Annotated in this window: 22 protein-coding genes; 11 read left to right on the plus strand and 11 right to left on the minus strand. The window is 63.7% G+C overall.

Going from position 1 to position 22,590, the window contains the following annotated elements:
- Positions 1 to 37: 37 nt before the first annotated feature.
- Complete coding sequence (locus NKJ11_RS15855; RefSeq protein WP_013530296.1) at positions 38 to 1,042, minus strand: BMP family lipoprotein; 1,005 nt, start codon at positions 1,040 to 1,042, stop codon at positions 38 to 40.
- Between the two features lie 254 nt (positions 1,043 to 1,296).
- On the opposite strand from NKJ11_RS15855, the gene NKJ11_RS15860 reads away from it, so the two are divergent.
- Together NKJ11_RS15860 and NKJ11_RS15865 are read left to right on the plus strand one after the other, a co-directional pair.
- The gene (locus tag NKJ11_RS15860) at positions 1,297 to 1,881 is read left to right on the plus strand and encodes an amino acid synthesis family protein (RefSeq protein WP_352793732.1); all 585 of its coding nucleotides are present in this window, start codon (positions 1,297 to 1,299) and stop codon (positions 1,879 to 1,881) included.
- Positions 1,878 to 2,462: an amino acid synthesis family protein gene (locus NKJ11_RS15865; protein WP_023809102.1), complete on the plus strand. Its 585-nt coding sequence runs from the start codon at positions 1,878 to 1,880 to the stop codon at positions 2,460 to 2,462. The genes NKJ11_RS15860 and NKJ11_RS15865 overlap by 4 nt, the downstream gene beginning before the upstream one ends.
- A gap of 3 nt (positions 2,463 to 2,465) precedes the next feature.
- Here NKJ11_RS15865 and NKJ11_RS15870 read toward each other — a convergent pair whose 3' ends face one another.
- The 3 genes from NKJ11_RS15870 to NKJ11_RS15880 are packed head-to-tail and all read right to left on the minus strand — an operon-like array spanning position 2,466 to position 4,949.
- Positions 2,466 to 3,659 (minus strand): amidohydrolase family protein, encoded by a 1,194-nt coding sequence (locus NKJ11_RS15870; protein ID WP_023809101.1) that lies wholly within the window; start codon positions 3,657 to 3,659, stop codon positions 2,466 to 2,468.
- Between the two features lie 44 nt (positions 3,660 to 3,703).
- Positions 3,704 to 4,255, minus strand: a complete 552-nt coding sequence (locus NKJ11_RS15875; RefSeq protein ID WP_023809100.1) for a MarR family winged helix-turn-helix transcriptional regulator — start codon at positions 4,253 to 4,255, stop codon at positions 3,704 to 3,706.
- Positions 4,256 to 4,304: 49 nt separating this feature from the next.
- The gene (locus NKJ11_RS15880; RefSeq protein WP_352793733.1) at positions 4,305 to 4,949 is read right to left on the minus strand and encodes a cysteine hydrolase family protein; all 645 of its coding nucleotides are present in this window, start codon (positions 4,947 to 4,949) and stop codon (positions 4,305 to 4,307) included.
- A gap of 232 nt (positions 4,950 to 5,181) precedes the next feature.
- Here NKJ11_RS15880 and NKJ11_RS15885 point away from each other — a divergent pair, with 232 nt between their 5' ends.
- On the plus strand, positions 5,182 to 6,036 hold the full coding sequence (locus tag NKJ11_RS15885) for an NAD-dependent epimerase/dehydratase family protein (protein WP_352793735.1): 855 nt from the start codon (positions 5,182 to 5,184) through the stop codon (positions 6,034 to 6,036).
- A complete protein-coding gene (locus NKJ11_RS15890) occupies positions 6,033 to 6,839 on the plus strand; it encodes an SDR family NAD(P)-dependent oxidoreductase (protein ID WP_352628333.1) in 807 nt (268 codons plus the stop codon). Before NKJ11_RS15885 ends, NKJ11_RS15890 begins: the two co-directional genes overlap by 4 nt.
- On the opposite strand, the gene NKJ11_RS15895 is transcribed toward NKJ11_RS15890, so the two are convergent.
- From NKJ11_RS15895 to NKJ11_RS15925, 7 genes are all read right to left on the minus strand, one after another.
- Positions 6,836 to 7,906, minus strand: a complete 1,071-nt coding sequence (locus NKJ11_RS15895) for a Gfo/Idh/MocA family oxidoreductase (RefSeq protein WP_352440742.1) — start codon at positions 7,904 to 7,906, stop codon at positions 6,836 to 6,838. The genes NKJ11_RS15890 and NKJ11_RS15895 overlap by 4 nt on opposite strands.
- A gap of 1 nt (position 7,907) precedes the next feature.
- Positions 7,908 to 8,816 carry a carbohydrate ABC transporter permease gene (locus NKJ11_RS15900; protein WP_352440741.1) on the minus strand — a complete coding sequence of 303 codons (909 nt, stop codon included), beginning with the start codon at positions 8,814 to 8,816 and terminating at the stop codon, positions 7,908 to 7,910.
- Positions 8,816 to 9,337, minus strand: coding sequence for a carbohydrate ABC transporter permease (locus tag NKJ11_RS15905; protein WP_352793769.1), 522 nt, complete (start codon positions 9,335 to 9,337; stop codon positions 8,816 to 8,818). The genes NKJ11_RS15900 and NKJ11_RS15905 overlap by 1 nt, the downstream gene beginning before the upstream one ends.
- Positions 9,265 to 9,750 carry a carbohydrate ABC transporter permease gene (locus tag NKJ11_RS15910; RefSeq protein ID WP_352793737.1) on the minus strand — a complete coding sequence of 162 codons (486 nt, stop codon included), beginning with the start codon at positions 9,748 to 9,750 and terminating at the stop codon, positions 9,265 to 9,267. Before NKJ11_RS15910 ends, NKJ11_RS15905 begins: the two co-directional genes overlap by 73 nt.
- Complete coding sequence (locus NKJ11_RS15915) at positions 9,747 to 10,685, minus strand: sugar phosphate isomerase/epimerase family protein (RefSeq protein WP_352440739.1); 939 nt, start codon at positions 10,683 to 10,685, stop codon at positions 9,747 to 9,749. Before NKJ11_RS15915 ends, NKJ11_RS15910 begins: the two co-directional genes overlap by 4 nt.
- Before the next feature lie 110 nt (positions 10,686 to 10,795).
- The gene (locus NKJ11_RS15920; RefSeq protein ID WP_352440738.1) at positions 10,796 to 12,148 is read right to left on the minus strand and encodes an ABC transporter substrate-binding protein; all 1,353 of its coding nucleotides are present in this window, start codon (positions 12,146 to 12,148) and stop codon (positions 10,796 to 10,798) included.
- 260 nt (positions 12,149 to 12,408) lie between these two features.
- The gene (locus NKJ11_RS15925; protein ID WP_352793738.1) at positions 12,409 to 13,194 is read right to left on the minus strand and encodes an SDR family NAD(P)-dependent oxidoreductase; all 786 of its coding nucleotides are present in this window, start codon (positions 13,192 to 13,194) and stop codon (positions 12,409 to 12,411) included.
- A 98-nt stretch (positions 13,195 to 13,292) separates the two neighbouring features.
- Between NKJ11_RS15925 and uxuA the strand changes: the two genes are divergently transcribed.
- The 7 genes from uxuA to NKJ11_RS15960 all read left to right on the plus strand — a co-directional run bounded on the left by uxuA (position 13,293) and on the right by NKJ11_RS15960 (position 22,536).
- Positions 13,293 to 14,477 (plus strand): mannonate dehydratase, encoded by a 1,185-nt coding sequence (gene uxuA, locus NKJ11_RS15930; protein WP_352793740.1) that lies wholly within the window; start codon positions 13,293 to 13,295, stop codon positions 14,475 to 14,477.
- Positions 14,478 to 14,789: 312 nt separating this feature from the next.
- Entirely contained in the window at positions 14,790 to 16,199 is a 1,410-nt protein-coding gene (locus NKJ11_RS15935; protein ID WP_352793742.1) for an LLM class flavin-dependent oxidoreductase, read from the plus strand.
- On the plus strand, positions 16,196 to 17,434 hold the full coding sequence (locus NKJ11_RS15940; protein WP_128302610.1) for an acyl-CoA dehydrogenase family protein: 1,239 nt from the start codon (positions 16,196 to 16,198) through the stop codon (positions 17,432 to 17,434). The genes NKJ11_RS15935 and NKJ11_RS15940 overlap by 4 nt, the downstream gene beginning before the upstream one ends.
- An 8-nt stretch (positions 17,435 to 17,442) precedes the next feature.
- Positions 17,443 to 18,867 (plus strand): LLM class flavin-dependent oxidoreductase, encoded by a 1,425-nt coding sequence (locus tag NKJ11_RS15945; RefSeq protein ID WP_128302609.1) that lies wholly within the window; start codon positions 17,443 to 17,445, stop codon positions 18,865 to 18,867.
- Positions 18,864 to 20,009: an LLM class flavin-dependent oxidoreductase gene (locus tag NKJ11_RS15950; protein WP_164892822.1), complete on the plus strand. Its 1,146-nt coding sequence runs from the start codon at positions 18,864 to 18,866 to the stop codon at positions 20,007 to 20,009. The genes NKJ11_RS15945 and NKJ11_RS15950 overlap by 4 nt, the downstream gene beginning before the upstream one ends.
- A gap of 50 nt (positions 20,010 to 20,059) precedes the next feature.
- Positions 20,060 to 21,322 (plus strand): acyl-CoA dehydrogenase family protein, encoded by a 1,263-nt coding sequence (locus NKJ11_RS15955; protein WP_206637988.1) that lies wholly within the window; start codon positions 20,060 to 20,062, stop codon positions 21,320 to 21,322.
- Positions 21,319 to 22,536, plus strand: coding sequence for a GNAT family N-acetyltransferase (locus tag NKJ11_RS15960; protein ID WP_128302608.1), 1,218 nt, complete (start codon positions 21,319 to 21,321; stop codon positions 22,534 to 22,536). The genes NKJ11_RS15955 and NKJ11_RS15960 overlap by 4 nt, the downstream gene beginning before the upstream one ends.
- Positions 22,537 to 22,590 lie beyond the last annotated feature (54 nt).

Genomic DNA, 22,590 nt, shown 5'->3' on the forward strand with positions numbered 1-22,590 from the left:
TGTAGCGCTTTCTTGGGAGGGAGGCGCTGTTGTTGGCTTATTTTGCCTTGGCGATCACGATCTTGCCGTCGACGATGCCCTTTTTGATCTCATCGAGCTTGGCGGTCATCTCTGCCGGGATCTTGGCGGCGATGTCATCGCAGACCTTGACCTCGACACCGCCCGAGGCGAGGTCGAAAGTGCGGGTGCCGGCGGTGATCTTGCGGCCCTCGACCTCGTCCTTGATCAGCGTGTAGACGGCGATGTCGCCGCGCTTCAGCATGCTGGCGAGCACATTTCCGGGAGCCGAGCCGCACATGTCGATGTCGACGCCGATCGAATATTTGTCGACCGCGGCACTTGCCTGCATCACGCCTTCACCCGTCGGGCCGGCGACGTTGTAGACAATGTCGGAGCCTTGGCCGTAAAGCGCCTGGGCAAGTTCGCTTCCCTTGGCGGGATCGTCGAAGGTTCCGGCGAAGACGGAGTTTACCTTGACGTCGGGCGCGGCATATTTGGCGCCTTGCTCGTAGCCGCCCAGGAAGTTGCGGATCACCGGGATATCTCGGCCGCCGACAAAGCCGATCGCCTTGCCGTCGCCGATCTTGTCGAAGGCGGTGCCCTTGGCTTCGATCATGCCGGCAAGCGCGCCGGCGACGAAGGATCCCTGCTCCTCGGCGAAATTGGCATAGATCATCTTGGGGTTGTCGAGGACGCCATCGATGAATACGAAGCGCTGGTCAGGATATTCGGCGCTGACCTTTTGCAGCGAGTCCACCAGCTCCCAGCCCATCACGAAGATGAGGTCGTACTGTTTGCCCTTGGCAAGATTCTCGAACTGCTGCTGGTAGTCGAGCGCGCGATTGCCGGTGTCGACCAGCTTGAGGTCGATGCCGAAATCGGTCTTGGCCTTGTTGAGGCCGTTGACGATCGAAACGCCAAAACCCTGTGCAAAATATCCCGAGATGGCGGCCACGGAAACCTTGGCCTGTGCCGCGGCCGGTCCGAACGAAATGGCAAGCATCGTGCCGGCCAGAAATAAACTCTTGAGCGCCCTTTTCATGTCATTCCCCTTCAGCTTTTTTCAGCTTTTGAAGCCACGCTTTGACCATCCCCACGTGTCCGCCGGGACAACGGCGAGTTCGTTGATGGTCATATGAGTTTAGGAGCGGCTTAACAGGCTGTCAATCGTCATCCGATGCAGTTTTCTTGGCCCTTCGCCCACTTGCTCGACGTCTGCGCTTGACAAATGTCCATGGGCATAATTGTTGATACTCTAATGAGTTTTTATGAACGACGGGATGAAGGAAGCGAACGATGCCGGCTGTGGTGGTCAGGAAATTTCTGGTTCAGGTCGAAGAGATATTCCATGAGGGCGGACCCCACGCGGCACGCCCGCTCAAGCGGGGCGCGGTCGTCGCGGTCATCGCCAACCCTTTTGCCGGACGTTATGTCGAAGAGATCACTGGCTTCATGGAAGACCTGAAGCCGCTCGGTCTCGATATGGCTCGGCGCCTGATCGACGCCATTGGTGAAGGCGGCCAGGCCATCGAAGGCTATGGCAAGGGTGCCATAGTCGGCGCCGCCGGCGAGCTTGAACACGGCGCGCTCTGGCACAATCCGGGCGGCTATGCGATGCGTGAACTGCTCGGCAATGCCAAGGCGATCGTGCCTTCGACCAAGAAGGTCGGCGGCCCCGGAACGCGCATCGATATCCCGATCACGCACATAAACGCCTCCTATGTGCGCAGCCATTTCGATGCGATCGAGATCGGCATTGCCGATGCGCCGCGCGGCGACGAAATGGCCGTCATCCTGGCGATGACCACCGGCGCACGCGTTCATGCACGGGTCGGCGGCCATTCCGCCCCCGACATCAAGGGCGAGGACGGATTGCGATGAACCCGGAAATCCGCCGTATCATCACCATCGTCGAGGAAACCCGGATCGAAGGCGGGCGGCCCGTCGATCCGCCGACGCGGCGTGCCGCGGCCATCGCGGTGATCCGCAACCCCTATGCGGGTACCTACGTCGAGGACCTGTCGGCACTGAGCGCCATAGGCGAAGCATTGGGAGATATCTTGCCCAAGCGCGCCGTCGCTGCTCTGGGCATTGCCGGCGACCGGGTCGAGAGCTTCGGCAAGGCCGCCGCCGTCGGCGCCGACGGTGAGCTCGAACATGCCGCCGCCATCCTTCATCCAAAGCTCGGTGCCCCGTTCCGCGATGTGCTCGGCAAGGGGGCCGCGCTCATTCCTTCATCGAAGAAGCGCGGCGGCCTCGGCGTGCCGCTCGATATTCCGCTCGGTCACAAGGATGCGGCGCGGGTGCGCAGCCATTTCGACGGCATGGAGGTTCGTGTTCCCGACGCACCGCGGGCCGACGAGATCGTCGTCGCTATCGCCGTCACCGATTCCGGCAGGCCGCACCCGCGCGTCGGCGGGCTGACCAAGGACAAGATTGTCGGGATTGACGGCGTCGGCTGACCGTCAGGCCGCCAGGACTTCCGGCACCCGCATCGCCGGAGGCGTATTTCTGCTCCGGCCGGTCCGCACCACGCCGTCGATGACGACCATTCCAATGCCTGGAAGATTGCCCAGCGCCACGCTGTCGAGCAGCCCGTCGCCGGCACCGCCGATCGCTTGATCCATGAAGATCAGGTCGGCGGCGCGACCGGCCTCGATGATGCCGCGATCATCCAGTCCGCGCACACGCGCCGTGTTGCCGCTGGCAAGACAGAACGCCACTTCCGGCGCGATACCACCCAGCGAAGCCAGCATGGTCAGGGTTCGCAGGATGCCGAGCGGCTGCACGCCGGATCCGGCCGGGCTGTCGGTGCCGAGGATGACGCGCGAAAGTTCGCCGCGCTGCCTTGCCAGGTCGAGCACGAACAGTCCGGTGCGCAAATTGCCGTTATGGACGATTTCAAGCGCCCTCGAGCCCTTCTCGCAGATCTGCCGTATTTCCGCGTCGGGCAGGGCGGTTGGCCCGCCATTGACGTGGGCGACGATGTCGGCGTCGACCTCCAGCACGACATCCGCGCCGATGCGGCCGGAGCCGGGCAGGGATGGACCGCCCGTGTGGGTCATCGAGGTCATGCCGTATTTGCGCGCCCAGGCGATCATCTGCCGGCCGGTCGGCCCGTCCTTGACGCCGCCAAGTCCGACCTCGCCGACAAGCGTCACGCCGGCCTCGGCGAGACTGCGGAAGTCTTCCTCGGTAAGGCCGGGTTCCAGGATCGGTGCCCCGGCCAGGATCTTCATGCCGTTCGGACGGAAGTTGGAGAAGGTGCGTTGGGCAGCGATCGCCAGCGCCTTCAGCCCGACAAGGTCGCGCGGTCGGCCCGGCGTGTGGACTTCACCCGCCGAGATCATGGTGGTGACGCCGCCATGCACAGTCGAATCCATCCAGCCGATCTGGTTCTGCCGAGGCGTCCAGTCGCCGGCCACCGGATGGGCGTGGTTATCGATAAGACCCGGCGAGACCGCACAGCCCATCGCATCGATGATCGTCGCCGCGCTGCCGCCATCAATGTCGCCTGCCTTGCCAATGCTGGTGATGCGTCCATCGCTCACGACGATGGTGTCGGCGTCGATGATCGGTTGTGCGAGATCGCCACTCAGCATGAGACCGATATTGCGGACGACGAGCGTGTTGGCAGACGACTGGGAGTCGGACGACATCGGTTCTCACTTTTGCTGTTATGGAAAAAAGGACTGGACGCGGCTTATTTGCCGCCGTCGCCATTCGATGGGTCGTCGTCGTTGATGCGCTGGAGCAGGCGAAGCAGCGTCGCCTGCTCAGCCGGTGAGAGCGGCGACAGGAACCGCCGCCCGACCTCGACGCTGCGTTCGAGCCGCTCCAGCGTATAGTCGGTCCCTTTGCCGGTCAGCGCGATCATCGTCAGGCGTTGGTCGGTTTCGGAGGCGCTGCGCGTGATCAGCCCGTGTTTGAGCAGTTTGCGCATGACGATGCTGATGGTCGACGGGTCCATCGCCGTCAGCCGGCCGAGATGGTTCTGCGAGACTTCGCCATGCTTGAGGATCGTGGCGAGCGCCGCGAATTGCGTTGGCGAAAGGTCTTCGCCGGCCATCACCTGCTGGAAGCGCAACGTCGCGCGCTGATGCGCCCGGCGGATGACGTGCGCCGGGTGGCGGTCCAATTCATAGCCGGTCTCGGCGTATTGTTGCAGCACTTGCTCGCGGCTCGGGGGTGCATCGCCGCTCGGCGTTTTCGGCGTCGCGCCTTTTTCGGATTGCGGTTTCTTTTCAGTCGTCACACCGGACTCCTATCGCCGCTGTCTTGGATGTCGCCGGTTTGAAAAAAGCTCAAGCCGCGACCTCCGCTGGTTGAAGCGACCTCCCGTCGCGGAGGGCTGCGGCGACATCGGCCGAATCGCTGACCACGCCGAAATGGGTCGCTATGTCGTAGAGCGAGCTTTCCTGCTCACGCGGTCCCGTCGCCGCGCAGCAATCGCTTGGCACCACCACCTCATAACCCTCGAAAAAGGCATCGTGGACGGTCGAGCGCACACAGATATTGGTGACCACGCCGAAGATGATCAACTGATCGATCTGCATGTCTTTCAGCGTCAGGTCGAGGTCGGTTTGGAAGAAGGCCGAGTAGCGTCGCTTGATCACATGGATCTCATCATCGCGGGCGCCGAGATCCTCGATGATCTCCGGCCCCCAGCTTCCGTCCAGGCAATGCGGCGTGCGCTTCAGCCATTCGCGCTCGCGTCGCATGCCCGGCCGGTGGCTGTCATGGACCCAGATCACCGGCACGCCGGCGGCGCGCGCGGCCTCGATCACGGCCACTTGCGGCCCGACCAGCGTCTCGTACCCAGGCAGGACCATGGCCCCGCCGGGCTTGCAGAACTCATTGACCATGTCGATGACGATAACGGCTGCACGGCGTGGATCGAGGCGCACCGCGTCATCGTGCCGATGTGAGGAAAAACTGTCCACGGACATGGCGAGCTCCTTTGACCGATCGTTGATGCTCATACAAAAAACCTTGATGGATGCCAAGTCAATCCCGTTCGACGCAAAGCGTGCTGGTCGGCCTTGCGCACCGCGCTCCGACAAGCGTATGCGCTATTTGTCCATCGCGAAATGGCCTTGACAACGCTTGTCAGGGATGTGCCCGATTTGTATGACCATCAATGATATTCAAGCCGCTGAATTGCGGAACCGAGGCCGAGATATGAAAACCATCGTCACCGGAGCCAGTGGCCTGCTTGGCCGCCATGTGGCCGAGGCTCTGGTTGCGGCCGGCCACGATGTGCTTGGTGTCGATGCCGTGGTGCCGGGTGAGGTCGCATGGCGCCACGCAACCGCCGATTTGACCGATCTGGGATCGACGCTGCAGCTGGTGCGCGATTGCGATGCCGTTGTGCATGTCGCGGCCATTCCGCGGCCGACCGGCCGGGCCGGCGGCGAGGTGTTCACGACCAACATCGCGACCGCCTACAATGTGGTCGAGGCAGCTGCCATGGCTGGCGCCAGGCGCTTCGTCTATGCCTCGTCCTTCAGCGTTTTCGGCTATCCCTTTTTCGAGAAACCTGTGCGGCCGCCCTATCTGCCGGTCGACCTGAACCACCCGGTCGGCGCGCAGGATCCGTACGGCCTGTCGAAATGGCTGGGAGAGGAAATCGTCGACGCGGCGGTGCGCCGCGGTGCCTTCTCGGCGGTCAGTGTCCGCATGCCGTGGATCCAGACGCCGGGTTCTTTTTTCGAGGGCGTCGGGCCGCGCCGCGCCACCGCCGACAGTGCCCGCGACCTGTGGGCCTATCTCGATGCGCGCGACGCCGGGCAGGGCTTCCTGCGGGCGCTTGAATGGCAAGGCGACGGCCATCTGCGCGTCCTCCTTAGCGCTGCCGATACGTTCATGGAAGAAGAAACCGAAGCGCTTTTGCGCCGGGTCTACCCTGATGTCGCGCTGTCGCGGCCGATCACCGGCTTCGGCGCCGTGCTTGATACGATCCATGCGCGCGAAACGATCGGCTTCGAGCCAAGCCATTCGTGGCGTTCCTATCCGAAGCCGGAGGCTGGACAATGAAACGGTTCGACAAACAGAATGTTCTCGTCACCGGTGGCGCGGGGGCGATCGGCAGCGCCGCGGTGCGGCGCTTCCGTGATGAAGGCGCGCGGGTCGCGATTGTCGACCGCGATGGCGCGGCGGCGCGGCAACTGGCCCGCTCTCTCGGCGAGGACATCCTGGCGATCCAAGCCGACGTCACCGATGAAGCGGATGTGCGGCGCGCCGTCGCAACGACCGTCGAGACGTTCGGCGGCCTCGACGTGGTGTTCAACAATGCCGGCATTTCCGGCGTCGTCGCTCCCGTTCACGACCTGCCGGTCGAGGACTGGGATACGACCATCCGCATCAATCTGCGCGGCATCTTCCTCGTGCTGCAGGCTTCGCTTCGGGCGATGATCAAGGCCGGGACCGGTGGCTCGATCGTCAACATGGGCTCGTCCATGGCCGGTTGGGACGTCCTTTCGGGGGGTGCCGGCTATGTCGCTTCCAAACACGGGGTGGTCGGCCTGACGCGGGTCGCGGCGCTCGATGCCGCGCCTTACGGCATACGCGTCAACGCCATCTGCCCCGGCGTGATCGAGACGACGCTTGGCGTGCCGGTTTCCGGCGACGGCGAATTCAAGAGCAGCGTCCAGCATTTCGCCGACCGCATTCCGTTGCGCCGCATTGGCCAGCCGGACGATGTCGCGGCCGCCGTGGCTTTCCTGGCCTCCGACGAGGCGAAGCACGTCACAGGCGTGGATTGGCTGATCGACGGCGGCCAGACCTTGCAGAGCTGGGCCAACGCGCCGGCTGGCGGCGCGTTTCCGAAATTTCGCTAAAGTCTTTTCGGCGGCATTGCCTGGATGATCCGAACGGCAAGATCGAGATCGGCGAGCCCGCCCGAAAGCGGCGTGCGCGGCTTCGCGCCGCCATGGACGCAATCGGCGAAATGCAGCCATTCGCGGCGGAACGACGTATCCGGAACGCCAGGCAGAGCGCGTTCGGATGCAGCTTCGCCTGTGGTTTCGCGCAGCCGGACGGTCGCCGAGGCATTGCGGAAATAGGGGTTCTGGAATTCGATCCGCACCTCGTCGCGCTCACCATGCACGTGGATCCACTCGTCCCACCATTCATACTGGGCAAGTGCCATGTCGAAGAGGCAAGGGACGCCGCCATAATCGAGCACGGCCAGCAGCTGGTTGGGACCGGTCTGCTGTGCATGCACGACGCGGTCCGGCGTGCCGAAAGCGCCGCGCATGACGGCAAGGTCGTGGCTGGCGAGGCTGAGCAGTACAAGATAGAGATCGCGATAGCCGGCATGGTCCACACCGAGCGCCGCCTCGATGCGCCGAGCGACCGTTTCGCGTCCCGCCGCTAACACATCGGCCGGCACGTCGGTGACCCTGGTCTGCGTGTAGAGTTGGCCATAACGGTCGAAGCGGCCCGCGAAATCGTGGACATGGATCGACTTCGGCCGGCCGATGGCGGCGATGCGCTCCAGCCCGATCTCATAGCCGGGATCATAGAATTTCATGTAGCCGACAAGGGCGACGAGGCCGCTCCGCTCGGCCTGCTCGACCAGCGGGCGCGCCTCCTGCGGCGTGAAGGCAAGCGGCTTCTCGACGATCAGGTGCTTGCCGGCTCGGATTGCATCGGCGACCATCTCGCCATGATCGTAGGTGCAGATCACGACCGCATCGACATTCGGGTCGGCAAGCAGCGCGCGATGGTCGGTATATCTGGCAGTGACGCCATAATGTTCCGCCACCTTGTCGACCGTGCCGGGAGAGATGTCGCACAAGGCGGCGATGCGAAACGCCGGCAATTCCATGAGATAAGGCAAGTGCATCAACTGGGCGATCTCGCCGCAGCCGATGACGCCAACGCCAATGACGCGATCCTGCATGTCAACCCTTCACGGCGCCGGCTGTCAGGCCGGCGATGAACTGCCGTTGCATGGCGACAAAGACGACGATCACCGGCAGTGTCGTGATCGTCAACGCGGCGAAATAGAGCGTCCAGAGCGAGTCGTATTGCTGGAAGAAGCTGACCAGTCCAAGCGGAATGGTCTGCACTAAAGGGTCGCGCAACAGCAGGAAGGCCAGGAAGAAATCGTTCCAGATCTCGATGAAGCCGAAGATGAGGATCAGCGCCACGCCCGGCCGCACCAGGGGCAGCATGATGTGGATCAGGATCTCGAGCCGGCTGGCGCCATCGATGCGAGCGGCATCTTCGAGGTCGGCCGGCAATGTGATGAAGAAGCTGCGCAGGATGAAGACCGAAAGCGGCAGCGACGTCGCGGCATAGATGAAGGCAATGCCGAGCCGGCTGTTTATCAGGCCGAGATCGCGCGCCACCAGGAACAGCGGAATGGCCATCACCTGCGGCGGCACCAGCATGGCCGCAACTGCGACTGCGACCACAAGACCGCGTCCGGGGAAACGAAGACGCGCCACCGCATAGGCGCACGGCGTCGCGACGGCCACCAGGATGATCAATGCCGAGCCGGTGACGAAGATGCTGTTGACGATGCGCGATCCCATGCCGGCGATCCGCCAGGCATCGGCATAGTTCTGCAGCACCAGGCTCGATGGCGGACCCCAGACATTGCTGAGCATTTCCTGTTTGGTCTTGAGCGAACCGAACAGCACCCAAAGCAGCGGATAAAGGGTCTCGAAGAGCACGAGAATGAGCGCGGCATAGATGCCGCCAAGTTCGAGGATGCCGCGCATGCCGAGGCGCTGCATGAGCCCGCGACGGCGAGAGCCGGCGGCGCCATCATCCAGGGGAAGCGGAGGGTTGGCGGCTGCTCTCATCAGACGTCGAGCCTTTGCCGCCGCATCAGGGCCAGCAGGCCGACGCTGGCCAGCCCGACGATCATGAACAGCACATAGCCGATCGCCGCGGCGTAGCTCATGGCGCCGTCCTGGAAGGCCTTGCTCATCATGTAGGTGAGCACCACTTCGGTGGCGTGGTTCGGACCACCCTTGGTCAGGACATAGACGATGTCGAAGTTGCGCACGAAGGCGCCGGAAAGGCCGAGGATGGTGTTGATGAAGATGATCGGCATCATCATCGGAACGGTGACGTGCCGGAAGCGCTGCAAGGGGCCGGCGCCGTCCATCTTCGCCGATTCATAAAGCTCCGAGGGGATCGTCTGCAGCCCGGCCAGATAGATGACGGCATGGAAGCCGAGCCATTTCCAGACATCGACGACGATGATCGAGTAGAGCGCGATGTCGGCGTCGCCGAGCCATGATCGTTTCAGCCCGGCGAGGCCAATGAGATCGAGCCCGCTGTTGAGCAGGCCGAAGACGGGATTGTAGATCCAGACCAGAGCAGGCCGACGGCGACGAAGGACATCGTCACCGGGATGAAGGCGGCGGCGCGAAAGAAGGCGCGGCCGAGCAGCGCCCGGTTCAGAAGCAGCGCCAGCCCGAGGCCGAGCACGTTCTTCAGGACGACGACGGCAACGACGAAAATCAGATTATTGCGCAGCGCACCGAGGAAGATGCGATCATGCGCCAGGCGCATGTAGTTGGAAAAGCCTGCCCAGGTCGGGTCGGAAAACCCGTCCCAATTGTGCAGGCTGAGCCAGAAGCCGTTGACGAACGGCCAGAGGTAGAAAAGACCGAAGAGGATCGCGGCGGGCAGGATCATGACGAAGGCCGTAGCCCCGTCCCCGGCATCGAAACGCCAGGTGCCGGATCGGCTCGAAACAGGAGCCGCCTTTTGCGGTCGCGTGCTCACGCGGCCTTCGCGCCTTGCGGGGTCAGCACCAGCCCGAGCGTGTCCCTGACATAGGCGATGCTCTCGAGCGTGCTTTGCTCTGCCGTTTTCCTGGACGCATCCAGCTCGATGATGGCGAGCCCATCGTAGTTTGCATCCAGCAGGACGTCGACGATGCCGGCGAGATCGACGACCCCGGCGCCGAGCTCGCAAAAGGCGCCATAGCGGTCATAGCCCTTCAGCGCCGGATCGACCCTGGTGTCCTTGAAATGCATGTAGCGCACGGCCGAAATGTAGGTCTTTACCGCGTCGACCGGATCGGAATTGGTATGCGCAAGATGCGCCGGATCGATGCACAGGCCGGCCAGATCGGTATCCAGTTCATCCATCATGCGATCGAGCTGGTCGCGGCGCTCGATGAAGGTGTCGAGGTGCGGGTGATAGACCGTCTCGATGCCAAGGTCCTTTGTCCGCCTGCCGATATCCTCGAGCGCCCGGCAAAAGGCGCGGTAGTCGTCGGCCGTGTGCGCCCCGGCAGCGGCTTCCGATGGACCGCCGCCGAGAACCAGCACCGGTGAGCCGAACCCCTTCAACATCCTGGTCAGCGCGACGAGCACATCCCGTTCATAGGGCCAGGCGACGGGGTTGGTGAAGATCGCATTGACGTAGAAGGAGGAGAGCTTGATGCCATACTCGCTCTGGCCTTCCGACAGCAGCGCATAGCGCCGCAAGATGTCGGTGTCGGTGGTCACCCCCATCGGCGCCTGGTTGCCGAGCTGCATGTATTTGCGGGCGTATTGGTCCGACAGGCTGGTGAAGGCGAGGATCTCGAACCAGCCGAAGCCCTGGTCTGCCAGGAACTTGATGGCTGGCCGTAGCGGAAGGCCGGTCAGGTCCCAGCTGTTCAGATGATAACCGATCGAGAAGCGCTGCCGTTCGGCGCGATGTGTCGTCATGTGTTCTCTCCGATGGGCGAGGCTGCCCGAAGCAGGCAGCCTCTGTTTTTCTTGCCTGGCGCATCAGCCCGACCGGATGTGCGCTCGCTTGCAGGCGCTACTTCAGGGCCTCATTTGGGCGGCCAACTGCCCTGGGCCTTGAGGTCGTCGAAAATGGCCTGGATCGATGCGGCGGCATCTTCGGGCGTGGTCGTGCCACCGACGATGCCGGCGATTGCCGAAGACGTGGCGCTCGCGACCTCCGAGGGCCAGATCCAGTCGAGGAACTTGATCGTGTTCGGGAAGGCTTGCTTGCGCAGTTCGACGGCATAGGCATCGTCGACCTGCGGCACGCCCTTGATCGAGGCCGCGATCGGCTGTTCCGGCGCGAGGTAGAGCGTCGCGACCTCGGGCCTTGTCAAATATTCGATGAACTTGACCGCGGCATCGAGCTTCTCGGGCGGGATCGAGGAGGCGACGCACATGCCGTTGTCGGCACCGCCGCCATGGCCAGGCGCGCCCGGCGTTCCGTCCATTTTCGGAAAGGCGAAGACGCCCCATTTGAAGTCCTTGACGCTCGACTGCAGCGACGGGATTTCCCAGGTGCCGCCATAATACATGGCGCTCTTGCCGGCGGCGAAGGCCGCACGCATGCCGTCCTGGTCGACGGAAAGCGAATCCTTGGAAAGGATGCCATCATCGACCCATTGCTTGATCAGCTTGAACCCCTCGACATCGGGCGCGTCGGTGAATTTCGCCGTGCCCTCGAGGTTCTTCTGCGTCTTGCCGACCGGGTCGCCCGAGGCCTGCGAAAAGGTCTCGAAGTACCACATCGGCCACATCACGGTGTTAGAGCCCTGATGCAGCAGAGGGATCACGCCCGCGGTCTTGAACTTCGGCACGGCTGCCTTCAGGTCGTCATAGGTTGGCGGGACAGGAATGGCGAGCTTCTGAAAGAGATCGACATTGTAGAAGATCGTCGATGTCGACAGCGTCGAGATCGGCACGCCGTAGACTTGGCCGTTGACCGTGAAGGCGCCAAGTGCGGCGGCGTCGATCCTGTCCTGGAACGGCTTGATCTTGTCGGTAATCGGCATCACCAGTTTTCGCCTGACATAGGCGCCATTGGTGTAGAAGGCCGGGCAGGCGATCAGATCCATTTCCTGGTTTGCAAGTTTTGCGGTCATCACGCGCTGGATGGAATCGGTTTGCGGCCCCTGGGCATCCCACTCGACCGCGGCGACGTCGGGGTTGGCCTTGAGGAAGCCGTCGATAACCTGCTGCTGGATTTTCTTCTGCTCGTCCGGCGGTTGGCGCGGCGCGAGTTCGTCGAGCGCCGAGCCGCCGAAGATCTTGAGCGTGATCCCTTCGGCGTGGCCGATGCCGGGCACTGTGATCAGGCCGAGGCCTAGCAGTGCGGTGGCAAGGATGGGAGCGGCGGAACGTTGTTTCGGACGATGGGTCACTCTCTGCTGAAGGGGCATCTGGCTCTCCTTTACGCCAATGCCGAGGGGCAACCTCGGGACCAATATCGTTGATGGTCATATGATCTTGGTCGCCTGTTGATGTTTTTGTCAATCGGCAAGAATGCCTATTATTTCATCGATCGCACCGCCCCCCTTTCGTGTTCGGCGTGGCCCGTGCGGTGTTCGATTTGCCTGGGCAGTGATCTGCAAGAAGATCGGCAAACCAATTGTCGGATGCCGGCTGGTCCCGGTAACGGACAAGCCCCAATCTTCGCGATCTACTTCACGCCGATGCCGGCGGTCAGGCCGCCATCGATCTTGTAGTCCGCGCCAGTGCAGAAGCCGGCCTTCGACGAACACAGGAAAGCGATGAGTTCAGCCACTTCCTCCGGCTCGCCGATGCGCCCGATGGGGTGCGCTTCGCCGAAGCGCTTGTAGGCGGCCTCGACATCGGCATCCGTGCCGTTCTCGCCGCGGGCGGCCTTCTCCAGGATCGGGGTGCGGATCGAGCCCGGGCTGACGGAATTGACGCGGATGCCGGAGCGCGCATGGTCGAGGGCCAGGGCACGCGTCAGCGTGTGGATGGCGCCCTTGGTGGTGGCATAGGCGGCGACGTTTTGCTGGCAGGCAAAGCCCTGCACCGAAGCGACGTTGATGATGGCGCCGCCGCCCCTGCGGACCATTTCCGGGATGCCGAAATGCGCTGTCAGATAGATCGACCCGACATTGACCGACATCGCCCTGTTCCAGGTCTCGAAATCGGTGCTGGTCGCGGTTCCGTACGGATGCACCGCCGCCGAATTGACGATGATATCGAGGCCGCCGAACCGCTCGACGCCACTCGCGACCGCGTCGCGAACCTGATCGGGCACGGAGACGTCGGCGCCTATGACCAGCGCCCCGGCTGCGGAGCTTTCCAGTTCCCATTTCAGCGCAGCGTTGGCCGCGCGGTCGATGCCGCAGGCGACGATCGCAGCACCCCCTGCAGCGAGGCGTCTGGCGGTTGCGAGGCCAATCCCGGTCGTGCCCGTCACCAAAGCCACCTTGCCGTCGAAATCCTTCATTGGGAAAACTCCTTCATTCGCTGTCCGAAACCGTTCCTAGTTTGACACCCATTGTGGTCCAACAATAGGTTGCCGTTCTCTCGCAGAAGGAAGCGGCAATGGAACAGTGCTGGCGCTGGTATGGACCGAACGATCCGGTAACGCTCGATCATGTCAGGCAGGCCGGTGCGACCGGCGTGGTGAGCGCCTTGCACGATATCTACGACGGTCGCGCCTGGCCGCTCGAGAGCATTCTGGAGCGCAAGCGTGTCATCGAGGCCGCCGGCCTGACATGGTCGGTGGTCGAGAGCATTCCGGTCCACAACTCCTTCAAGATCGGCACGCCGGAACGCGAGCGCTACGCCGGCTACTATCGCGACTCAATCCGCGCGCTCGCCAAGGCCGGCATTGCGACGGTCTGCTACAATTTCATGCCGGTGGTCGACTGGACGCGCACGGATCTCGCCTATCGGCTGCCAACGACAGGTTATGCGCTGCGTTTCGACGCGATCGATTTCGCGGCCTACGATTTGTTTGTGCTGAAGCGCGTCAATGCCGAGGCCGGCTATACCCCCGCCCGCATCGCCGAGGCGGAAGCGCGGCTGAAGGAATTGAGCGGCGAGGCGATCGACAGGATCGAGCGCAATCTGATCGCCGGCCTGCCGGCAACCGAGCGCAGTTATAACAGGGACAGTTTTCGCGAGGCCCTGGCGGAATACGACGCGATCGGGCCAGGGGAGCTGCGCGACAACCTTGCCTGGTTCCTGCGCGAGATCATTCCTGTGGCCGAAGAGGAGGGGGTGCGCATGTGTATCCATCCCGACGACCCGCCCTTCTCGCTCTATGGCCTGCCACGCATCGTTTCGACCGCCGAGGATGCGCGTTTCATCCTCAACGCCGTCGACAGCCCCGCCAACGGCCTGACGTTCTGCACCGGCTCTTATGGCACGCGCGCCGACAACGACATCGTCGCCATGGTCAAGGAATTCGCCGACCGCATCCATTTCGCCCATCTGCGCAACATCACCATCGAGGATGACGGCTCGTTCCACGAGGCCGAGCATCTCGAGGGCGGCACGGACATGGCGCATGTGATCCTGGCTCTGATGCAGGAAGAGGCGCGCCGCCGCCGGGAGGGCCGTGCCGACTGGCGTATTCCGATGCGGCCCGACCATGGCCATCTGCTCGCCGACGATATCGGCAAGACCAGGATCAATCCCGGCTATTCGCTGATCGGCCGGCTGAAAGGCCTCGCCGAGCTGCGTGGCATCATGCGCGCCATCGAGCGGTTCGAGCTGGCTTGAGTGGTTCCCTCAATTCGGCTGGCAGGATCTGAAACTATCGCGCCGGTTTTGCACTCCCGCGGTGCTTGTATGCCACATTGATGAGAAACGCCCTGGGCCGCAGTTCGGCGAAGCTGGGCATGGATTGTCCGCATGGCTTGACGACAACCTTGGTGATGCGGCTCGATACTGGCCGCTTCGACACCATCCAGTAATGGATTGTCACAAACACCGCGATCTTTAGGAAAAATCTCCACGCGCGATGCTTTGAATTACACTAAATCCATAGACAAAGATCGATCCCGTGCTGAGCGCGTTTGTCTGGGTTGTCATATGGCAAAATCTCCTATTATTCTCAATGGCTTCACCATGAATGCCGTCTCCCATGTCGCCTACGGCCTTTGGCGTCATCCGGCCGACCAGGCCTATCGACATGCCGAGCTGGACTACTGGATCGAACTTGCCAAAGCACTGGAGGAGGGCGGCTTCGATTGCTTGTTCATCGCCGACGCGCTGGGCCTTCTCGACGTCTATGGCGGTGGATACGACGCCTCGCTGGCAAAGGGCGTGCAGTCCCCCGTCAACGATCCGCTGTTGCTGGTCTCAGCGCTTGCCGGCGCGACAAGCCGGCTGGGTTTCGGCGTCACCGTTTCGACGACCTACGAAAAGCCATATCTGCTGGCGCGCAAATTCACCACGCTCGATCATCTCACCAAGGGGCGGATCGCCTGGAACGTCGTCACCTCGCAGCTCGACAGCGCGGCGCGCAATCTCGGTCTCGACAGGCAGGTGGCGCATGACGAGCGCTACGAGATCGCCGACGAGTTCATGGATGTCGCCTACAAGCTCTGGCAGGGTTCCTGGGAAGACGGTGCCCTGGTGCGTGATCGCGGCAGCGCCGCCAACCCGGACGGTCTCTATACCGATCCGGAAAAGGTCCATCCGATCGGTCATTCCGGTCGCTACTTCAACGTTCCGGGTCCGCATCTCTCGGAGCCCGGTCCGCAGAGGGTGCCGGTGCTGTTCCAGGCGGGCGGTTCGCCGCGCGGCCAGCGCTTTGCCGCTCGTCACGCGGAGGTGGTCTTTGTCGCCGGTGCCGATGTCGATGGCATCCGCCGCAATGTCGCTGAGGTGAAGCGGCTTGCCCGCGATGAAGGCAGGGCTCCAGGCAGCATCAAGTTCATATCCGCGGTCTCGGTGATCACGGATGAAACCGACGCCGCCGCGGCCGCCAAGCTCGCTGACTACAGGTCGCACTACGATGTCGAAGGCGCGCTGGTGCATTATTCGGCAACGACCGGCATCGATTTTTCCAGGCACGATCTCGACCAGCCTATCCGCTACACCGAAACCGATTCCAACCGCTCCCTGCTGCGCATGTTCGACGACCCGTCGTCGGGCCGCCAGTGGACCTTGCGCCAGGCGTTTTCCCCGGAGGGCGGTTTTGGGCGCGGCAAGTCGTTTGTCGGCGGTCCGAAGACCGTTGCGGACGAGCTCGAGCAATGGCTGGAAGCCACCGATACCGACGGCATCAATTTGACGCATGTGGTCAGCCCCGGCAGCTTCATCGATTTCTCCGCCCATGTCGTTCCCGAGTTGCGGCGGCGCGGGCGCATTCGCGAGGATCTCGGTCCCTCGCTGCGCTCCAGGCTCTTCGGGCGTGACAGCCGCCCGCCCGCCGATCATCCGGCGGCGCAACACGCTTTCTCGCAGGGCCGTCAGCCGGAGGCTTTGGTATCATGACCATCCACGCCACCGTTCAGCATGAACAGCGCAGCGATTTCCAAGGCTGGGCCGAGAAGGCCGAGGAGGTCGTGCGCGAACTCAAGCGAACAGCTGCAGCGCGCGATCTGGCCGGGGCCGCCCCGCATGCCGAGATAGACCTTTTGCGTCTGGCCGGCCTGCTGACGATCTATATTCCCAAGCGATTTGGCGGCGGTGGCGCGACGCCGGCCGAAGTGCTCAGGATCGTCCGCATCCTGGCCAGGGGCGATACATCGATAGCCCAGATCGTCATCTACCATCTCTTCGGCACGGCAATCGGATTGGACGGCGACAACAAGTCCCTGATCGAAAGACGGCTTCAAGGCTTTCTCTCCAAGGGCTGGTTTCATGCCGGCATCGCGCAGGCCGCCTATGAGCCGCTTGTCGAGGCGAGGCAGGTGGACGGCGGTTTCGTGCTCAACGGCGCCAAGCCTTTCACCAGTGGTGCGCAGGTGGCCGACACGCTGCAGGTCTGGGTGCGCTTTGCCGGGAGCACGCGGATCGCCGGCACCGATGCCAGCGGTCATATCGGCCAGTTCATCGTCGCCAACCCCACGTCAGGCCTCAGCTTCGGCAATGACTGGGACAATATCGGCCAGAGGCTGACGGTGAGCGGCAGTGCGGCGCTCGAAAATGTCGCCGCATCCGCCGACGATCTGGTCGGGCATTGGCCTGATGATACGGTTCATCCGCCGCATGCCACGCTGCATGTGCCGATCGTTCATGCAGCCTTCGGCGAACTTTATCTCGGCACCGCCCTTGCTGCCCTGGAAGACGCCAGGGATTACATCACCCAACGCGGCAGGCCATGGCTGTCCTCGCCGGCAAAGAAAGCCGCCGAGGACACGCTGGTTGTCGAGCGCTTCGGCCGGCTTTCGATCGCGCTGGCGTCCGCGCAGGCGCTCGCGGACGCCGCCGGCGAGGCCGTGCAGCGCGCCTTCGAGCGCGGTAAGGATCTCACGGCGGAAGAGCGCGGCCGCGCCGCGGCAATCGCCTACCAGTCGAAGGTGCATTCGACCGAGGTCGCCCTAGAAGTGACGTCGCGGATATTCGAGCTCACCGGCGCCCGCTCGACGGCGCGCTCGTTCGGCTTCGACCGCTACTGGCGCAACGTCCGCACCCACAGCCTGCATGATCCCGTCCACTACAAGGTGCTGGAAGTTGGTGACTTCGCGCTTAACGGCCGTGTGCCGCCGCCAACCTACTATTCGTGAGCCGAAGCATGGCAAGTTCCACCCATAAGGCGGTCAAGCCTCTCATCCTCAACGGCTTCGGTATGACCGTGGTCGGTCACGTGTCGGCGGGCCTCTGGCGTCATCCGAGCGACCGCGCCAACACCTACACCAGCCTCGAATACTGGACCTCGCTGGCAAAGCTGCTCGACGACGGCGGCTTCGACGCGCTGTTCCTCGCCGACGCGCTTGGCCACCTCGATGTCTTCCGGGGGACACCGGATGCGTCGCTGCGCACCGCAGCCCAGTCGCCGGTCAACGACCCGCTGCTGCTGGTCTCGGCAATGGCCGCCGCCACCAAGCATCTCGGCTTCGGCATCACCGTGTCGACCACTTACGAGCAGCCCTATCTCCTGGCCCGCAAGTTCACCACGTTGGATCATCTGACCAAGGGCCGCATCGCCTGGAACGTCGTCACCTCGGTTCTGGAATCGGCGGCGAAGAATCTCGGCCTGGAACGCCAGATCGACCATGACGAGCGTTATGATCTGGCGCAGGAATTCCTGGATGTCACCTACAAGCTCTGGGAGGGATCCTGGGAGGACGGGGCGGTCGTGCACGATCGTGAGAAGGGGCTCTACACCGACTCTTCCAAAGTCCATCCGATCGGCCATCTCGGCAAATATTTCTCCGTGCCCGGCGCGCATCTCGCGCAGCCCAGTCCGCAGCGCACGCCGCTTCTGTTCCAGGCGGGAACCTCGCCGCGCGGGCGCGAATTCGCTGCTCGCAACGGCGAGGTGGTGTTCCTCGGCGGCACCAGCACGGCCTCCATCCGCCGCTCGGTCGAGGCGATCCGTGCCCGCGCCGTCGAACTCGGACGGGCGCCGGATGCGATAAAGTTTATCACCGCGGTCACCGTCATCACCGGAGCCACGGACGAAGAGGCCGAGGCCAAGCACAAGGACTATCTATCCTACACCAGTGTCGAAGCGGCCCTGGCGCTGTTTTCGGCATGGACCGGCGTCGACTGGTCGCAATACCCACTCGACCACCCGCTCGAATATATCGAGACAAATGCCGGCCGTTCAGCCCTTGCCAATCTGACGCGGATCGATGCCGACCGGCGCTGGACCGTGGCCGGGATCGCCGAGTATATCGGGCTCGGCGGCATCCATCCCAAGCTGGTCGGCTCACCGCAGAGGATCGCCGACGAGCTCGAACGCATCGCCGATGAATCCGGCGTCGACGGCTTCAACCTGGCCTATGTCGTCAGTCCGGGCACGTTCGAGGACTTCATCGAATTCGTCGTCCCGGAGCTGCGGCGGCGGGGTCGCATCCGGGAACGTGGCGCGCCCGGCACCACGATCCGCGAGCGCTTCCAGGGAGCGGGCCAGCGGCTGCTGCGCGACGACCATCCGGGAACAGCCGCACGCGACCGCTCGAACTGGGGTACCATCGTCGAGGCGGCCGAGTGAGCGGCATCCATCTCCACTGGTATCTGCCGACCAACGGCGACAGCCGGGAAATCGTCGGCTCTGGCGATGATTCCCATCTCGGCAACGGCCCGTCACGATCGCGGTTTCGGGAAGCGAGCCTCGATTATCTCTCGCTGGTCGCCAAGACCGCGGAGACGTTGGGCTTCGAAGCCGTGCTGACGCCGACCGGAACCTGGTGCGAGGATGCCTGGATAGTCACGGCAGCACTGGCGCAGGTCACGACGCGGTTGAAGTTCCTCGTCGCCTTCCGTCCCGGCCTGATCTCGCCGACGCTGGTCGCCCACCAGGCGGCGACCCTTCAGCGCATATCGGGTGGGCGGCTGCTGCTCAACGTCGTCACCGGAGGCGATCCGCTGGAGCAGAAACGCTTCGGCGATCATCTCGGCCACGACCAGCGCTATGAACGCACGGGAGAGTTCCTCGAGATCCTGCGCGGCGTGGTCCTGCCAGCCGGTTCGGGCCGGCGCTTCGATTTCAGGGGAAAGCACTATGACATCGAAGGCGCCCAGATCGATTTCGGCAAATGGCCGCTTCCCGATATCTTCTTCGGTGGCGCAAGTGGTGCTGCGCAAGCGGTCGCCGCGCGCCATGTCGACACCTATCTGGTCTGGGGCGAGAGCCCGGCAACCGAGGCTGCCCGGATAGGCCATGTGCGGGAACTCGCCGCCGCGCAGGGCCGCAAACTAAGCTTCGGCATACGCCTGCATGTCATCAGTCGCGATACCGAGGCGCAGGCCTGGGAGGAGGCCGAGAGGCTGCTGGAGAGACTGACGCCGGAGCGGATCGCGCAGGCGCAGGCAATCCTGGCGCGCACGGAATCGGCCGGCCAGCGCCGGATGAACGCGTTGCATAGCGACAGCGGCACCGCGGCGCTCACCGCGCGCAGCGTGCGCGATCTCGAAATATCGCCGCATCTGTGGGCCGGCTACGGCCTGGTTCGCGGCGGCGCCGGCACCGCGATCGTCGGCAGCCACGAGCAGGTGGCGTCGCTCATCGAGGAGTACCACGCCGTCGGTTTCGACCACTTCATCCTGTCGGGCCAGCCGCATGTCGAGGAAGCCTATCATTTCGCCGAAGGCGCGCTGGCGGTCTTGAAATCGAAAGGGCTGCTCGCAGCCTGAAACATGTGCGGCCTTTGGTGGTCGCGACAATGGAGCATGACGAGAAGACAATGTCGGACATTCAGATCTATCCGGGCCTCAGCGACGCCGAATTCGAGACCTGGGCCGAGAAGGCCCGCGACGTGGCGCGGCAACTCGCGGCAACGGCGCTCGAACGCGACCGGGCAAACAAGGACCCGGTGGAAGAACTGGCGCTGCTGCGCGAAAGCGGCCTGCTCGGCTTGGCTGCGCCACGCGAATTCGGCGGCGCCGGCGCAAACCTCGTCCAGGCGCTCAAGATCAGCCGCATCATCGCGGCCGCCGACGGCTCGATCGGACAACTGATCGCGTATCATTATTCCAACGGTGTCTGGACTTACATTCTCGGCACGCGTCAGCAGTGGGAAAAGACGGCGCGTGGCGTCGGCGCACAAGGCTGGTTCCAGGGCGGCGTCAGCAACCCGCGCGACCAGTGGAACGAGATCGAGCATGTCGGCGACCGCCGCTTCCTGAACGGCAGGCGCACCTTCGCAACCGGCGCCTCGGTGGCCCAAGTCATCACCGTCAGCCTCTGGGACAACGGCAAACGCGCTCACTATCAGATCCCGCCGACGCGCAAGGGCATCAGCTTCGGCGGCGACTGGGACAATCTCGGCCAGAGACTGACGGCGAGCGGCAGTGTCACTTTCGACCGTGTCGAAGTCTTCGAGGATGAGCTGCTCAGCGCCCTCGACGATTATGAGGGCGATGTCGAATTGCGCGACGGCCTGCGCGTCCTGTTCAGCCAGCTCATCTTCATCAATTTCTATCTCGGCATCGCCGAGGGCGCTCTTGCCGCCGCCGCCGATCATGTCCGCCGCTTCGGCCGGCCCTGGCCGGAGTCCGGGCTGGAACGGGCGATCGACGATCCCTACCATCTGGTGCTGTTCGGCCGGCTATCCGCCGGCATTGCGGCGGGCATAGCAATCGCCGACAAGGCCGCGGCGCTTTACGAGGCGGCACTGCATGCCGGAGCGTCGGTGACGGCGCAGCAATGGGGCGAACTCGCAACGATCATCGACCAGGGCAAGATCGTCGCCAACGACGTCGTGCTCGACGTGACGGCGCGCATCTTCGAAGCGACGGGCGCGCGCTCGACGGCCAACAAATATGGCCTCGACATCTATTGGCGCAACGCGCGCACCCATACCGTCCACGATCCGGTCTCCTACCGGGCGCGCGAGGTCGGCACATATCTGCTGGCCGAAACGCTGCCGAGACCGCGAACCTATGCGCAGCCGCCGCAGCCGGAAGCGCACAAGCCTGAAGCCGTGCCCACGCGGAAGGCATCATGATATCGGATGTGCGCCTGCTGACCGGGAAGGCCGAACTCGCGCAGGCCGCACGCACCTTCCGCACGGCCATGGTCGGCCTGCCGCCGCTCGGCCCGATCGACGACGCGCTGATCGACAGACTGTTCGAGCCGGATCGCACCTGGGGCGCCTTCGACGGCGAGACGCTCGTTGGCACAACCGACTCCTATTCGGGACGGATCGCGGTTCCCGGCGGCGCCTGGTTGCCGCAGGCCGCGGTCACCCATGTCGGCGTGCTGCCCACCCATACGCGGCGTGGCGCCGCCACGGCGCTGTTCAAGGCGCAGCTGCGCGCCGCGCGCGAACAGGGCGAGGCGGCGGCCACCTTGCGGGCCTCCGACGCGCGCATCTACGGCAACTTTGGCTATGCGATCGCCAATACTTCTGTCAGCCTGGAAGTCGACACCCAGCGCGCGCGCCTGCGGGCAGGGCTGACGTACTCCGACAAGATTCGGCTGATCGACAGCGACGATGCCTGGGCGATACAGGCGCGCATCTACGCGGGTCAGCCTGTTTCGCGCGCGGGCGTCATCACACGCTCGGCCTATTGGTGGGATTTTCAGGCGTTGCGCCAGACGCACAGCGGCACGCCTAACTACGTCGCCGTTCACGGCGACAAGGGTTCGGAAACCGGGTTCGTGCGCTATCACCCTGTCGGCCTCGACAGCTGGTTCACCAGCTCGGAACGCACCATCGTGGTCGATGATATCGTGGCCTACAGTCCGGCCGCCTATGTCGCGCTCGTCGCACATCTGCTGGCGGTCGACCTGCCGCATCGCATCGTCTTCTGGAGCCGTCCCGCGGACGATCTGCTGCCGTGGCTGTTCGAGGATTTTCGAAGCGTTCGCGTTTCGGCGGCGCGCGACGAAACATGGCTGCGGCTCCTGGACGCTGAAAAGGCTCTAACAGCCCGGTCCTATGCCGGGCAGGGCAGCGTCGTGCTGGAAGTCTCCGATGCCATCCTGCCCGAGAACGCGACCAGGCTGCGCCTCTCGCCAGAAGGAGCCGAGCGCACCAATCTGTCCGCCGCCGTGGTGACGGACGTGGCCGCGGTTTCGGCGGCCTATCTCGGCGGCGTGAAGTGGTGGCAGCTCGCGCAGACGGGGCGCCTCGGCGACTTCGACCGGGCTGCGGTCGAAACGCTCGACACGCTGTTCACGGCGCCGGCCTTGCCTCATTCCGGAACAATGTTTTGACAGGCGGAGCTAATATAAAATGTATTTTGAAAGTGTGTTTGAAAAATGGGTAAT

Origin of the sequence: Mesorhizobium sp. M0243, assembly GCF_040321775.1 — a bacterium.
Taxonomy (GTDB): domain Bacteria; phylum Pseudomonadota; class Alphaproteobacteria; order Rhizobiales; family Rhizobiaceae; genus Mesorhizobium.

Bases quoted from the DNA above. Each gene is read 5' to 3' on its own strand.
- NKJ11_RS15855 (WP_013530296.1), bottom strand. From the start codon at position 1,042: ATGAAAAGGGCGCTCAAGAGTTTATTTCTGGCCGGCACGATGCTTGCC.
- NKJ11_RS15860 (WP_352793732.1), top strand. From the start codon at position 1,297: ATGCCGGCTGTGGTGGTCAGGAAATTTCTGGTTCAGGTCGAAGAGATA.
- NKJ11_RS15865 (WP_023809102.1), top strand. From the start codon at position 1,878: ATGAACCCGGAAATCCGCCGTATCATCACCATCGTCGAGGAAACCCGG.
- NKJ11_RS15870 (WP_023809101.1), bottom strand. From the start codon at position 3,659: ATGTCGTCCGACTCCCAGTCGTCTGCCAACACGCTCGTCGTCCGCAAT.
- NKJ11_RS15880 (WP_352793733.1), bottom strand. From the start codon at position 4,949: ATGTCCGTGGACAGTTTTTCCTCACATCGGCACGATGACGCGGTGCGC.
- NKJ11_RS15885 (WP_352793735.1), top strand. From the start codon at position 5,182: ATGAAAACCATCGTCACCGGAGCCAGTGGCCTGCTTGGCCGCCATGTG.
- NKJ11_RS15890 (WP_352628333.1), top strand. From the start codon at position 6,033: ATGAAACGGTTCGACAAACAGAATGTTCTCGTCACCGGTGGCGCGGGG.
- NKJ11_RS15895 (WP_352440742.1), bottom strand. From the start codon at position 7,906: ATGCAGGATCGCGTCATTGGCGTTGGCGTCATCGGCTGCGGCGAGATC.
- NKJ11_RS15900 (WP_352440741.1), bottom strand. From the start codon at position 8,816: ATGAGAGCAGCCGCCAACCCTCCGCTTCCCCTGGATGATGGCGCCGCC.
- NKJ11_RS15915 (WP_352440739.1), bottom strand. From the start codon at position 10,685: ATGACGACACATCGCGCCGAACGGCAGCGCTTCTCGATCGGTTATCAT.
- NKJ11_RS15920 (WP_352440738.1), bottom strand. From the start codon at position 12,148: ATGCCCCTTCAGCAGAGAGTGACCCATCGTCCGAAACAACGTTCCGCC.
- NKJ11_RS15925 (WP_352793738.1), bottom strand. From the start codon at position 13,194: ATGAAGGATTTCGACGGCAAGGTGGCTTTGGTGACGGGCACGACCGGG.
- uxuA (WP_352793740.1), top strand. From the start codon at position 13,293: ATGGAACAGTGCTGGCGCTGGTATGGACCGAACGATCCGGTAACGCTC.
- NKJ11_RS15935 (WP_352793742.1), top strand. From the start codon at position 14,790: ATGGCAAAATCTCCTATTATTCTCAATGGCTTCACCATGAATGCCGTC.
- NKJ11_RS15940 (WP_128302610.1), top strand. From the start codon at position 16,196: ATGACCATCCACGCCACCGTTCAGCATGAACAGCGCAGCGATTTCCAA.
- NKJ11_RS15945 (WP_128302609.1), top strand. From the start codon at position 17,443: ATGGCAAGTTCCACCCATAAGGCGGTCAAGCCTCTCATCCTCAACGGC.
- NKJ11_RS15955 (WP_206637988.1), top strand. From the start codon at position 20,060: ATGTCGGACATTCAGATCTATCCGGGCCTCAGCGACGCCGAATTCGAG.
- NKJ11_RS15960 (WP_128302608.1), top strand. From the start codon at position 21,319: ATGATATCGGATGTGCGCCTGCTGACCGGGAAGGCCGAACTCGCGCAG.